The 15,282-nt window shown below is 67.0% G+C and carries 4 protein-coding genes; all 4 read left to right on the forward strand.

The features are described from left to right. Window positions 1-28: 28 nt before the first annotated feature. The gene (locus BXU08_RS16420; protein WP_077511029.1) at window positions 29-1,948 is read left to right on the forward strand and encodes an NPCBM/NEW2 domain-containing protein; all 1,920 of its coding nucleotides are present in this window, start codon (window positions 29-31) and stop codon (window positions 1,946-1,948) included. Window positions 1,949-2,013: 65 nt separating this feature from the next. Beyond that, window positions 2,014-3,402 carry a DUF4832 domain-containing protein gene (locus BXU08_RS16425; RefSeq protein WP_077512523.1) on the forward strand — a complete coding sequence of 463 codons (1,389 nt, stop codon included), beginning with the start codon at window positions 2,014-2,016 and terminating at the stop codon, window positions 3,400-3,402. A 414-nt stretch (window positions 3,403-3,816) separates the two neighbouring features. Next, complete coding sequence (locus tag BXU08_RS16430; protein WP_253190612.1) at window positions 3,817-13,848, forward strand: autotransporter-associated beta strand repeat-containing protein; 10,032 nt, start codon at window positions 3,817-3,819, stop codon at window positions 13,846-13,848. Window positions 13,849-14,100: 252 nt separating this feature from the next. Then, the gene (locus BXU08_RS16435; RefSeq protein WP_171982551.1) at window positions 14,101-15,060 is read left to right on the forward strand and encodes a helix-turn-helix domain-containing protein; all 960 of its coding nucleotides are present in this window, start codon (window positions 14,101-14,103) and stop codon (window positions 15,058-15,060) included. The last annotated feature ends 222 nt before the right edge of the window (window positions 15,061-15,282 follow it).

Here is a 15,282-nt window from a genome sequence, read left to right on the forward strand (position 1 = left end):
GAACTCCTATTCTCAAGCAGGCTATTCCATGTTCAAGCGCACCCGTTTCGCCTCTTCCTTTGCCCTCATAGTGTCGCTTGCCGCTGCGTCGCCGGCGGTGGGCCAGACCGTTGCCGATCCGCTCGCGCCGAGTGGCCGCTGGAGCCTGCCAGAACGCAAGCAGGGGCGGACTCCGCCGATGGGCTGGAGCTCGTGGAACGCGTTCCGCACCGAAGTGGACGAGGCCAAGGTGATCGGCGCGGCGCAGAAGCTGGTCGATAGCGGGCTGGCAAAGCTCGGCTATGTCTACGTCAATGTCGACGATGGCTGGTGGCTCAAGCGCCGCACCAGCGACGGGCGGATGCAGATCCGCACCAGGATCTTCCCCTCGGCGGTGGGCAAGGGCGGCAACACCAGCTTTCGCCCGTTCGTCGATCGGCTGCACGGCATGGGGCTCAAGGCGGGCATCTACACCGATGTCGGGCGCAACGCCTGTTCGCAGGCCTATGACCTCCACTCGCCCAATCTGCCCGAAGGCACCACTGCCGAGCGCGAAGTCGGGCTGTTCGGCCATGTCGATCAGGATATCGCGCTCTATTTCCGCGAATGGGGCTTCGATTATATCAAGGTCGATGCGTGCGGGATCAACGTCTACGCACCCGGCAGCGCGATCGTGAAGCAACATGCCTATACGCCCGTGACCCCGCTGATCGACCAGGCATCGATCAACCGCACCGACGTGCCTGCGGTGCGCGCGCTCTACGAGACGGTGGCGCATGCGCTGGAGCGGCATAATCCCGACGGCGACTATATTTTCTCGCTCTGTGCCTGGGGCAGTGCCGATGTGCGCAGCTGGGGCAAGCAGGTCGGCCATCTGTGGCGCACCAGCGGCGACATCACGCCCAACTGGACGCGGATGCTCCACAATTTCGACAGCGCCTCGACGCGAGCGCTCTATGCCAGGCCCGGCGCGTGGAACGATCCCGACATGCTGTTCATCGGCCATGGCGATTTCGACGAGCGCCATCTGACCGAGGCGCAATCGCATTTCGCGTTGTGGGCGATCATCAATGCGCCGCTGCTGATCGGCTATGACCTGCGCAATGCGCCGCAGAGCCTGATGGACATCTGGAGCAATGCCGACATCGTCGCAGTCAACCAGGATCGCGGCGGGCATCAGGGCGTGATCGCCTATGCCAGCGACGACGTGCAGATCATCGTCAAGACGCTGAGCGGCGGGCGCAAGGCCGTCGCGCTGTTCAACCGCGGGCAGGGGCAGGCGCAAGTCGATCTGACCGCGGCGCACCTCAAATTCTCGGACGCTGCGCCGATCCGGCTGCGCAACCTGTGGGACAAGTCGACGCTCGTGCCGTTCAAGGGCGAGACGCGCTTCACGCTCGCGCCGCGCCAGACGCTGATCTTCGAGGCAAACGGCGAACGCCGCCTGGCCGACGGCGTCTATCTCTCCGAGATCCCCGGCGACATCAACGTCGCCGCCGACGGCATCGTCGCACCCGAGGCGGACCCGGTGGTCCATCGCATGATGGGGCAATGGAGCGGCACGCGCGATACCGGCGAGCGGCCGATCTACGCCGGCTGGGGCGGCGCGCAGGCGGATTCGACGCCGTATGACCAGGCATTGCAGATCGCCGGGCGCCGCTTCGATACCGGGATCGGCGTGCTTGCCCGGTCGCGGCTCGAAGTGCGCAATACCGGCGGGCACAAGCGCTTCGACGCGCTGGTCGGTGTCGATGATTCGACACGCAACACCAGGGATAAGGTCCGCTTCCTCGTCTATGGCGACGGCACGCTGCTCGCCGAAACCGCGCCGATGGGCTTTGGCGATGCTGCCCGGCCGCTGACGGCCGACATCCGCGGCAAGAAGCTGATCGAGATCGTGACGGCGGCGGACGACCTGCGCAGCGACTTGCCGCTGGTCACCACCTGGGCCGACGCGGCGCTGCGATAGCGCGGCCATTCCCGATGGATCACCGCCGGCGCGCCGCGCGCGCCGGCGAAAGCGAGGACTGCGTCATGAACTTCTTCCGCAACGGGCTATGCGCCTGCGCGAGCCTCTTCCTGACCGCGGGGGTACCAGCGTGCGCAGAGCCGGAAATTTCGGTGACCTTTACCGAGGCCACCGCGGCGTTGCCGAACCCCGAGCGCGGTTTTTACCGGGCGGGGCAGGGCGATCTCGAACGGATCGACCCGGCGTTCCTCGAAGCCGCCTATCGCGACGGCTACCGGCTGATCTACGCGCGGATCAACCTCGAGCCCTATCGCACCGGCACGCTGCCGCGCACCTATCTCGACAAGCTCGATGCCGGGTTCGCCGCGGCGCGGCGGGCGGGGGTCAAGCTGATCGTCCGGGCGGTCTACAATTATCCGCGCGGCGAGACGCAATATCGCGACGCCAAGGACGCGGCGCTGCCGGTGGTGCTCGAGCATCTGTCGCAGCTCAAGCCGGTGCTCCGCGCCAATGACGACGTCATCGCCTATCTGCAGGCCGGTTTCGTCGGCGCTTGGGGCGAATGGCATACTTCGTCGAACGGGCTGACCGAACCCGCCGCGCGCACGACGATCAAGGACGCGCTGCTCGCCGCCGCGCCGTCGGACCGCTTCGTCCAGTTCCGCTATCCGCCCTATATCCAGGCGTGGACGGCGACGCAGAATGCCGCCCGCATCGGCTTCCACAATGATTGCTTCCTGGCGAGCGGCACCGATGTCGGCACCTATAGCGACGATCCCAAAGCCCGCGCGGCGGAGCAGGCGGATATGGACCGGCTCGGCGATGCCGCGCCGTTCGGCGGCGAGACCTGCAATCCGGCGGACGACAAGGGCGCGACGCCGCGGACGCGCTGCGCCGACATCCTGGGCGAAGGCGCACGCTACAACCTCACCTATCTCAACGCGGACTATTATCGCCGGATGTTCCACGATGCCTGGCGCACCAGCGGCTGTTCGGAGGAAGTCGCGGCGCGGATGGGTTATCGCCTGCGGCTGATCGACGCGGCGCATTCCGGGCGCATCGTGGCCGGCGAAGCGCTCACAGTGACGGTGACGATCCGCAACGACGGCTGGGCCAAGCCATACAACCCCCGCCGCGTCGAGATCCTGCTGCGCGACCGTGCGACGGGCACCGTGCAGCGCCTCCCCGTCGAAGCCGTGGACCCGCGCGACTGGCTCCCCGGGGCCGATCATCGCGTGCGGCTGGCAGCGGCGGCGCCGCGCGACGTGCCGGCCGGCACCTACGATCTGCTGCTGGCGCTGCCCGATCCGGGTTCGCGCCTTCGCGACGATCCGCGCTTCTCCATTCGCCTCGCCAATGCCGACGATTCCGCCAAGGCGCAGGGATGGGACGCGGCTCTCGGCGCATTCCGCCTCGGCACGAGCGTGCAGGTGGAGCGGACCCCGGTCGGGTAATTATCCCGCAGCAGTGCGCGCGCAACCATCGAATTTGCGCTGTTTCACGGGGCTCTCCGCTCGACGTTAAGGAAGATGTTAAGTATCGCAATTTTACATCCGTTTAGCGCCCGTTGTTGAGTTTTCGGCGGGCTGACCGGTGGGGGTAAGAGCGTTATGATCGATCGTGGCAACGGCGCGCGTGCGTCGGCGTGTGGCCTTGTGCGTGTCGATGACGCTGGACGGCGCGGAATTTCAGCCCGACGCGCCCTGCTCGGCTCCTCCGCTGTCCTGGCCGTTGCGCTTGCCGCGCCGGCATGGGCGCAGGACTATGCGGTCGGCGGCGGCACCGTGACCGTATCGAATCTCGACGGGGTCCTCGACAGGACCGGGACGGGCCAAGGCCTCTTTGTTCAGACTTCCGATCCCGTGACCATGAATGGCGTGACGATCTCCAACACGGGCTCATTGTCGAACGACGCCTATCGGCAGGTTGCGCCCAGCGGCGACGCGGTCCTTCGCACGACCGGCATCAATCGGCTTTCCGGCACCGCCTATTCCGCCGCGATCCAGCTCATTTCGAATGCGCACGACGCCATCTTCCATATTTCGGAGAATGATTCCGCCTCCACGTTGGAGGCGTCGGGAGCCTATGGCATCGTCCTCTCTGCGGCGGGGCGTGCCGAACTGATCGATTATGGCAGCGGCGTCGGCGGGCTGCGCTCGGTGACGGATATGAACACTGGCGGCTATGGCATCGGTGCCTCGGGTGGCACCGGCGTGAAGATCGCGCTCAAGTCGCCGGTCTTTTCGGGGCATGCAGCCGCGATTCACGCTTCGGGCCCCACAGTGGACATCGCGATTGCCGGAGGCTCGCTCTCGGCAATCGACTACGGCATCTCCGCCTCCTCTGCTGGTGGTTCGGGTGCGCTCGTGATCGACAACGTGGCCGCGATAACCGCAGATACTGGCATCCGTGCGGATTGGGGAAGCGGCGCGGCAACGGTTACCAGCCGCGGCGCGATCGACGCCCGGAGCATCGGCTCGGGGGTCGGAATCGACGTTTCCAGCGGGGGCGCGCTGGCGATCAGCGTATCCGGGAACATCGGCGCGAACAGCTTCTTCGCCAGCGGCGTGTCCTCGACGGTCAACGGTAACTTGGCCGCGACCCGATCGATCGGCATCGATGCCGAAATTCAAGCCGGGACCGGCGTGGTGACGAGCGGCGCGAGCCACAATATCACCATTCACGGCGCAGGCGAGATCTATGCCGGCGGCGTCGGGATCGACGACAGCGGCCGCAGCACGATCGTCAACAATGGTTTCGTCGATTCCCCCGGAACGGCGATCCGCCTGTCCAACGGCGGCAGCATCACCAATAATTACGCAATCAGCGGAGGCGTGGCGATCGACCTGGACGGCGCGAACGCAGCCACGGTCGATCTCGCAGAGGGATCGAGCACCAGCGGCAATATCCGAAGCGCGGGCGACGGCGGGCGGACGATCCGGATCGCCGGCTTCCTTAACGGTGGATACCTATCCGCCGGTAATTCGACCGACGACGTCACCGTTACGCGCACGGGCACGCTTGCGGGTGTTGCGAGCCTGGGCAGCGGGAACGACAGCTTCACCTGGGGCGGCGGCACCCTCGCTATGAACATCGATGGCGGCGCCGGCACCGACATATTCAACACGGCTTTGGGAACCGGAAATAACGCAATCCTGGTGGTCGGCAGCCAGGTGAGCGGCTTCGAGCGCTACAACGTGACCAGCGGTTCACTGTCGCTGCGCTATGCCACCGGGGCAATAACGATGAACGTCACCGGGGAGGCGAATGACGAGAGCATTCTCCAGCTCCTGAACGCAAGCGGGCTGACCGGCGACATCTATCTAAACAGCCGCGCGCGGCTGATCGGATCGGGGAGCGGGGCCTTCGGATCTGGCACGATCTACATGGACAACTCCTTCGTCCAGTTTGGCAGCGGCGGAACCCATACGAATGCGATCAACCTTCAAAGCGCGCTATCCACCGACCGCGCCAGCCTGGTCAGCACGGGTGGCGCGATCACGCTTTCCGGCAGCATCGGCCGCAGCGCCGGCGCATCCGCACAGAGCATAAGCTTCGGTGGCGCCGACTATACGCTGACCAATGCCACCAACAGCTGGAGCGGGGCGACGATCATCGGGTCGTCCGCCACGTTGCGCGGCACGACGAGCACCATTTCGGGTGGAAGCGTCGCCAATTCCGGCAACCTGGTCTTTACCCAGGCGGTCGATGGCGGTTTCGCAGCCGGGATTTCGGGCACCGGCTCGGTGCAGGTCGATGCCGGCTCTGGCGCGCAGGTCACGTTGAGCGGCACCAACAGCTATAGCGGGGCGACCAGCATTACCGCGGGGACGCTCAGGGCGAGCGGCGGCGCCGCGATCGGCGATACCAGCGCGGTATCGGTCGCCAGCGGCACGACGCTGCAGCTTGCCGCATCGGAAGCGGTGGGCAGCTTGTCGGGCGCCGGCACGACGCAGATCGAGGCGAGCACGCTTACCGTGGGCGGCGACAACACCTCGACTACCTTCTCGGGCAAGATCACCGACAGCACACCGGCCGTATATATTGGCAGCTGGACCGTATCGGACGGTCCGGCCTGGGCGACCAATCCACCCACCTATACCGGACAGGAAGCCGCGGCATTGCTGTTCGGCGGCAATGCCAGCGACTATCGCCTGTCTACCGCAGGTTCGAGCATTGCGGCGATCGATGACCTCGCCTGGTACAATGTCTATGGCGCCACCTATCAGGGGCAGCCTGCACCCTATGTTCAATTGGCCGCCAATGCGCGTACCGATACCGGCACCCCCGGCTATAACAACCAGGGCGACACGTCGGCATATGTGCAGGACCATACCAGCACCATACGAACGAACTATGCCTTCACCGGCGGCGTGCATCTCGGCGGCGGGCTGACCAAGACCGGCACCGGCACGCTGACGCTCGGCGGCGTCAACGACTATACCGGCATCACGGCGATCCTCAGCGGCACGCTCGCGGTGCAGAACGGTGCGGCGATCGCCGATACCGGCCGGGTGGATGTCGCATCGGGCACCAATTTCTCGGTACTGAGTTCCGAGATAATCGGCTCGCTAACCGGCACCGGCACCACCACGATCGCCGGCGGCAGCGTGCTGACGCTTGCCAATGCTTCGGGCAGCTATGGCGGCAACGTCACCGGCGGCGCGCTCACGGTTACGGCGGGCAGCTGGAGCTTCGGCGGCACCCGTTCGGGCGGCGATGCCAGCGCGATCAACCTCAACGGTCCGGCCGCGACGACGCTCAATGTCGCCGCCACCGGCGCAATCCAGGGCGGCCAGTATCTGGGCGTTCGCGTCTCCGCTCCAGGCTCGAAGATCACCAACCTTGGGTCGATCACCAGTGTCGGGACCGGCGCCGACTTCGGCGTTGCTGCCGCGATCGGTATCTCCGGACCGACCGGCACGACCACGATCACCAACGGCTCCGCGGGCAATAACACCGCCACGATCAACGGGCGCGACAGCGCTATCGTGCATCTCGCGGGCGGCGCGGGCGCGCTGGTCGTCAACAATTACGGCGTGATCAGCTCCAACAGATTCGACGCCATTGCCCAGCAGGGCGGCACTGGCCTGCTCACCATCAACAACTATACCGGCGGCACGATCAGCAGCACGCTGGGTATCGGTATCTCGACCGGTTCTGCGGCGATGAACATCGTCAACCGCGGCACGATCTCCGGCGTCGGATACGGCATTCTGGGGCTGAACAGCGCCAGCATCACGCTGGTCTCGTCGGGCACGATCAGCGGCAACATTGCAATCGCGCTCAGCGACGGCGCGGATTCGGTCACGCTCGAGGCGGGGTCGATCACCAATGGCCGTATCGATCTCGGGGCCGGCAACGACACGCTGGTCTATCGTGGCGGCAGCGTCGGCCTGATCGACGGCGGCGCCGGAACCGACGGCTTCACCAGCGATCTGGGCCTGGGCAACAGCGCTAGCCTGAGCCTGGCCAAACTTGTCGGCTTCGAAAGCCATAGCGCCCAATCGGGCAACCTGACGCTCACCGGCACGCAGAGTGGCCAGAGCGGGTGGACGCTGGGGGCCTCCAGCGGGCTCACCATCGGCACTGCGGGACAGGCTGCGAGCTGGTCGACCAGCGGCAGCTCGATTGCGTTTAGCGGTGGCGGCGCGCGGATCGATGTCGTCGCGGGAAGCAGCGTGACGAGCACCAACGCTTCGGTGGTCAGCGGCAGCGGCACCGGGCTGACGCTCAACAACGCCGGCAGCATGACGAGCACTGCGGCGGGCGCGATCCAGCTGACGGGTGCAGACGCCCGCATCGTCAACAGCGGCACGATCACCGGCATCACCGCATCGGGCAGCTTCGTCGCAGCGGTCAGCGGCGCGACCAACAGCAGCGTCGAGAATCTGGCGGGCGGCACGATCACCGGGAGCCGCGGCGTGACGCTCGGCAGCGGCTCGACCCTGACCAATGCGGGCACGATCACCGCCACGCATGACAATGCAGTCACGCTGGTCAATGGCGGCACCGTCACCAACCAGGCCGGCGGCGTGCTCAACGCCACCGGGACCGACGGCGCCTGGGGCATCTTGATGACCGGGGCGGCGGGCACCATCGTCAATGCCGGCACGATCAACGCCGGCAGCGGCATCGTCACCACCACCTCGGCCAGCCATAGCGTCACCAACAGCGGCACGATCAATGCCGGCCAATATGGCGTGCAGGCGGGCGGCGGCGGACTGACCCTCGTCAATTCGGGCGACATCGCCGCGGGTGCGATGGCCGGCGTCGCCTTCGCCGTTCAGGGCGGCACGCTGACCAACAGCGGCAGCATCGCCGGCGGCAATGACGCCAACCAGGGCTTCGGCGTTTTCGTGAACGGCGGCAACGCGACGATCACCAACCTTGCCGGCGGCAGTATCACCGGCGGGACCGGCGCGATGGCGCTGGGCGGCGGCGGCCGTATCGATGTCGATCTGCAGGCGGGTTCGACCGTCACGGGGCTGGTCCGCGCGACCGGAAGCGGCGCGCGCAACGTCACCATCGCCGGCACGCTCGACGGGACCTATGACTCCTCGGCCAGCACCGGCGTGAACGCGATCACCCTCACCGCCACCGGATCGATCGGCTCGGCCAGTCTCGGCGCGGGTGACGATGTGTTCGTCAATTACGGCGGCACGATCACCGGTATCATCGATGGCGGGCTGGGCACCGATACGCTGTTCGCCGATTTCGGCGCAGGCAATGCCGGCGCGATCGGGCTCGACCATTTCATCAATTTCGACGCGTTCGGCCTGCTCTCGGGCGACCTGACGCTGACCGGCGCCAGCGCGGCTCCAGACGCCACCATCTATGCCGGCAACGGCACGCCCGCGGGGACGATCACCTTCGACGGCACGACGGGCCTGACCGGCGACATCTATGTCGATGGCGGCACGATCCGTGCTGCGACCGAAGGCGCGTTCGGCACCGGCACGATCCACCTGATCGATCCGACTGCGGTGTTCGGTGCGACCGGCACCTACGCCAACAATATCAGCCTAGAAGTCCAGACTCCCTCGACCGCGGATCCCGCTACGCTTCGGGCCGAGGCCGGCGTGGTCGCCACGCTCACCGGCACAATCAGCCAGGGCAACGCCGCGGGCGTCGATCCGGCGCAGGAACTGGTAATCGCAGGCACCGGCACGATCGTGCTGACCAATGCCGCGAATAGCTGGGCCGGCACGACCACGATCAACGGCGGCGCGACGCTCCAGGGAACTACTGCGTCGATCTCGGGCGCCAGCATCCTCGCCAACGGCACGCTCGCCTATGTCCAGCCGGCATCTGGCAGCGTGGCGCAGGACATCGCCGGGATCGGCACGGTTACCGTGTCCGGACTGGCCGCGGGGCAGACGCTGACCTTCGCCGGCACCACCGCCGCCGCGAACGGCGTCCGCGTGCTCGACGGCTCGACCGTGGTGAACGGCGGCACGCTTTCGGGTGCCAACGGCATTGCGCTGACGCTCGCCAATGGCGGTGCGTTCGTGAATTCGGGCATTGTGCAGAACGCAGTGGTCAATTCCGGGCCTGCCGCGGCCTCGATCATCAACAATAGCATCATCAACGGCGTCGTCGCCAATACCGGCAGCGGCGCGCTGACCTTCATCAACAATGCCGGCGCAACGGTCGGCGGCGCGTCCTACGGCGTCAGCGCGTCGGCGGGCCCGCTCGTGCTGGTCAACGCCGGCGACATCGCCGGGACGACCAGCGGCATTCGCAGCACAAATACCGCCACGATCGACAATTCCGGCCGCATTATCGGCGGCACGCTCACCGGCGGCACCTACACGACCCCCACCAGCCTCGCCGCAATCGAAATGGCGGGCGGGTCGATCAACAACCTGAGCGGCGGCGTGATCGACGGCACGCGCGGCATCGTCTCCAACGGCGCACTGACGCTTGCCAATGCTTCGGGCGCTACGCTCCAGGGCGAGAACGCGCTCGATGCCCACGGTTTTGCCGATATCACCAATGGCGGCACGATCCTCAGCACGGGCGCCGGCTATGCGATCGGGCTGTCCGCGGGCGGCAGCATTGCCAATACGGGCACGATCCAGGGCGGCACCGACGCGCAGGCCGGTTTCGGCATCAACAGCACAGGTGCGCTTAGCTTCGTCAATCGGGCCGGCGGTACGCTCGGTGGTGGGGCGGGGGCGCTGCTCAGCTTCGGTGCGGCGAATATCGATCTCCAGGCGGGATCGACCGCAATTGGCGGCGTACAGATCGTCGGCACCGACGCCAGCATCGTGCGGATCGCAGGCGCCTATTCCGGCACGATGGGGCTGGGCGGCGGCAACGACACGCTGACGCTGGTCTCCGGCCTGTCGCTCGGCGCAGGCACGATCCTGCACGGCGGCGCGGGCACTGACAGGCTCGTCATCGAGGGGGCTGGCAACGGCACGCTCGACATGAATACTGTCTTCGCCTTCGAAACCCGAGTGATGAACGGCACCGGCGTCTGGACGCTGACGGGCATCAACGGCACGGGCGGGGTGCTTGAGATCAATTCGGGGACGATCGTGTCGAGCGGCAATGGCACGATCGGCGCGACCTCTACGGTCTCGCTGGCCAGCGGGGCGTCGCTCCAGTTTCTCGCCAACGAGACGGTCGGTGCGCTGAGCGGCACCGGCAATGTCGCGCTGGGGGCGACCACGCTCGACCTGGTCGGCGGCACTTCGAACTTCGCCGGCGTGCTGTCGGGCACCGGCGGCCTGCGCATCCATAACGGCGCGAGTGTCACTCTGTTGGGCACCAACAACTATACCGGCACCACCCTGATCGCCGACGGCACGCTGGTGCTGGGCGCGTCGAACGTTCTCGCCGACGCGAGCGCGCTGGTCGCAACCAATGCGGCCTCGGTGATCGACCTGCAGGGCAACAGCGAGATCGTCGCGAGCCTCGACCTCACGGGCACGCTCAACGGCACCGGCACGCTGACCGCGGCGACGCAGGTCCTGCGCAGCGCGATGGTCAACGCCAATCTCGGTGGCGGCGCCCTGTACCAGCTGAGCGGCACCTCGACGCTGAACGGAGCCGCTGCGGCGGCCGATGTGCAGGTCCAGGCGGGCACGCTGGTGCTGGGCGCGTCGAACCGCCTGGCCGATACCGCGACCGTACTGGTCGCATCGGGCGCGACGCTCGACCTGGCGGGATATGAGGATACTGTCGGCACAGTCGGGCTGCGCGGTACGCTCGCTGGCACCGGCACGCTGAGCGCCGGCCAATATGAACTTACCGGCGCGACCGTGAACGCCAACCTGGGCGGCGGTACGCTGCTGCAGCTTGGCGGCACCTCGCTGCTGAACGGCAGCGCGGCGGCGAGCCAGGTCCAGGTGCAGGGCGGTGTGCTGCAACTCGGCGCGAGCCAGCGACTTGCCGATACGGCGACGTTGCTGGTGGGTGCCGGCGCAACGCTCGATCTTGGCGGGTCCCAAGAGACCGTCGGCGTCGCCGCGCTCCGTGGCACGCTCGCGGGCACCGGCACGCTGACGGCGGGCCAGTATGAACTCACCGGCGCGACCGTAAGCGCGAACCTTGGCGGTGGTACGCTGCTCCAGCTTGGCGGCACGTCGCTGCTGAACGGCAGCGCTGCAGCGGACCAGGTCCAGGTGCAGGGCGGTGTGCTGCAACTTGGCGCGAGTCAGCGGCTTGCCGATACGGCGACGCTGCGGGTGGATGCCGGCGCAACGCTCGATCTCGGCGGGTTCGAAGAGACCGTCGGCGTCGCCGCGTTCCGCGGTACGCTTGCGGGTGCGGGAACGCTCACCGCGGGCCAGTATCAGCTGACCGGCGCTACCGTGGGTGCCAATCTCGGCACCGGCACGCTGGTCCAGCTGGGTGGCACTTCGACGCTGAACGGGCAGTCCGGCGCGAGCCTCGTATCGATCGAGGAGGGCGTATTGCTGCTCGGCGCCGACCAGCGGCTTTCCGACAGCGCCATCGTCGGCCTCGATACCGGCGCAACCTTCAGCCTTGTCGGGTACAGCGAGACGATCGGCGCGCTGCTCAATGGCGCGAATGGCGGCGGCACGCTGGCGCTCGGCGCAGGGCGCCTCACCGTTGGCGGCGCGAACAGCGACTTCGGCTTTGGCGGCGCGATCACCGGCGGCGGATCGATCGAGAAGCTCGGCAGCGGCCGGATGACGCTTATCGGCGATTTCGCCCACACCGGGCGGATCGATCTCACCGCTGGCTCGCTCGCCTTTGCCGGCAGCAGCATGGGCAGCCTGCGCATCCAGGGCGGCACGCTGATCGGCCAGGGCAGTCTCGCGGGCAATCTCACGGTCAGCTCGGGCACGCTTTCGCCGGGCGGCCTCACCGGCGCAGCGCAGACCTTCGGGTCGTTCTCGGCCGGCAGCCTCACGGTAAGCGGCGGAACGCTGGCGTTCGACGTCGGCGGGCGCAGCACCGGCTTCGCGTCGGACACGATCCGGGTGAGCGGCGCGACGGCGCTCAGCGGCGGGACCGTGCAGATCGCTTCGATCGGCGGCACCAGCGACTATCTGTTCAGTCAGCAATATGTGCTGATCCAGTCGGGCACCCTCACCGGCACCTTCGCCAATGGCTTGAATTTCGCCGATGTCGTCACCGACCCGAACCTAAAGTGGCGCCTTCGCTATGATCTGGTGCCGAACGCCGTAGTGCTTCAGCTCCAGAAGGGCGTCGATTTCGCCGATCTTCCCGGCGGCACGCCCAATCAGCAGAGTGTCGCCAATGCGCTGACCGGCGGCGCCGGCGAGGCTTCGGACGAATGGTCGGCGACGCTCAATTCGCTGGGTTCGCTGTCGCTCGCGGATCGTGCGCGCAGCTTCGATACGCTCAGCGGCGAGGCGCTGGCCGATTTGTCGACTTCGACGATCATGGCCAACAATCTGTTCACCGACCTGCTGCGTCAGCGCATCGGCTCGGGCACCGACGGGCTGACCGGCACGTCCTATGCGCAGAGCACGCTGGCCGGCACGCGCACCGCCGCGACCGATCCGATGCGTGCCAATCTGCTCGCCGCGGCGCAGGATTCGGCCAATGCCGACGGCAATGGCGGTGCAGTCTGGACCCAGGCCTATGGCGGCTATCAGCGGCTCAAGGGCAATATCGGCCAGGCGACGCTGGAGACGACGGTCGCGGGCGTCGCGATGGGTGGCGAGCTCCAGCTCGGCAATCTGGCGATCGGCGTGGCCGGCGGCGCGGCGCAACTCGATGCCGGAGTCGATGCCCGCCTCTCGCGCATGGACGGCACGCTGTACCAGGCCGGCGGCTATCTAAGTTATGACGACGGCTCGGCCTTCGCGAGCATCGCGGGCACCTGGTACAAGGGTGACTTCGATACGCTGCGCGCGATCGCGATCGGCACCAGCACCGGCACGGCGCAGGGCGACGCCGACAGCGACGGCTATTCGATCGGCGCCAGCATCGGCTACCGCGCCGATCTGGGCGGCGGCACCCGCGCTGCTGTGATCGCGAGCGCCACCAAGACCCACGACACGCGCGACGCGTTTGCCGAGCGCGCTTCGGGCGGTGTCGGGCTCGATGTCGCCGCGGCAGACCGCGACCTGTTCACTGCGACCGGAGAGCTCCGCCTCGGCCAGGTGATCCAGACCGGTTCGGGCAGCGCGATGCCCTTCGTCAGCGTCGGCGTCCGCTACAATGACGGCGATCTCGCTTCGCTCGCCGGCATGCGCTTCGCGGGCGCGCCGACGGGACTGGGAGCGTTCACGGTCGAGGGGGCGCGCATGTCGCGCTGGGTCGGCACGCTGGGCGCGGGCATCGATGCCAAGGTTAGCGACAACGTATCGCTTGGCGTCGCGGCGGAATCGGCCTTCGCCGACCGCACCCGCGAAGGCCGCGCCTCGCTGCGGATCAAGATCGGCTTCTGACGAGAATTTGCTCCAGCCGATGCGTGCAGGAGACCAGGAACAGGGAGATTCCGCCTAATTCTGCAAAGCCGACCGTCTCGATACTCCCAAGGCCGACGCATTTGCCCGGGAGGCCGACCTTCGAGTATTGAGACACGCGCCGGTTGGACGCCCGTGCGGTGGAGTCGCAGAGTGCACAGTCAAAATCGCAGACCTGTGGCGCAGATCCCGCATAGCCTTCTCGACACCGCACAGATGCGCGCGGACGAGGCCATGACGCTGTGGCAGGAGAGTGTAGGCACGCTTTACGAAGTGCGAACGCGGGGCAGCGAAAGCGCGAGGTTCCATTTCCGTGCCGAGGCGTTTCACTTCGGCCAGATTGTGCTCACCGCCTATCGCAGCACCCCGCAGACGTTCGATCGGTCCCGCGCGCGGATCGGACGCGACGGCCTCGATCACATCACGCTGCAATTCTGCCTGTCTGGCCGGCACGGCGAACGCGATGGGCCCGCCGGGAGCGAGGCGGGGCCCGGCGATCTGCTGATCGCCGATCTTGCCCAACGCCAGGCCACCGCGACAAGCGCGATCAACAGCCTGAACCTCACCATGCCGCGCCGCCTGCTCGCGCCGTTGCTCGATGCGCCTGACGAACAGAATCTACGCCGTATTGCGGGAAGTTCTCCGCTGGCCGCGCTGTTGCGCAACCACATGATCGGCCTGTTTCAGTCGGCCCGCACGATGAGCAGCGCCGAGGCGGAAGCGGTCGCGGGGCCGACATTGGCGCTCGCCGCGGCAGTGCTCAATTCGGAACGGCCATCGGAAGAAGCTGGCGATATCAATCCGATCCTGACCGTGCAGATCCGCCGTTTCCTCAACGATGCAGCGGCCAGCCCGGACCTGACCGCCGATCAGGTCGCCGCGCGATTCGGCATCTCGCGGCGCAAGCTCTATTATCTGATGGAATCGCATGGCGGGTTCGCTTCCAGCCTGCGCGAACACCGGCTGCAGCTGGCCCATGCCCTGCTTCGCGATCCCGCGCAGCGCGGCAAGCCGATCGCCGAGATCGCCGAAAGCTGCGGCTTCGCCTGGCGCACCAATTTCGCGCGCGCCTTTCGCCACCGCTTCGGCATGACGCCGCAGGAAACGCGCGCGCTGGCCGCCCGGCGACTGCCACTGGGCAAGGACGATCTGTCGGGCCAGACGATGTGGGACTGGATCCGCACGCTGCGCTGACGTCCAACCGGCCATGATCGGCAGCATTCGATACGGATTTTGCACGTCAGGATACATCTACCGTGACGTGTGCCGCTATCGCTTTGCCTGCGGGCTCGCGAGAGCCATGAAGCGCAAGGCCCAGCGTAATGCGCCGGCGGTGGGGACCGCGCGGGCCCGCAGGAAGGGACCAAGAGTAATGTCGGACCATTTCGCGGAACGTTTAAATCTTGGTCTGAAAGC

It is taken from the genome of Sphingomonas sp. LM7, assembly GCF_002002925.1.
In the GTDB taxonomy this organism is placed as follows: Bacteria; Pseudomonadota; Alphaproteobacteria; order Sphingomonadales; family Sphingomonadaceae; genus Sphingomonas.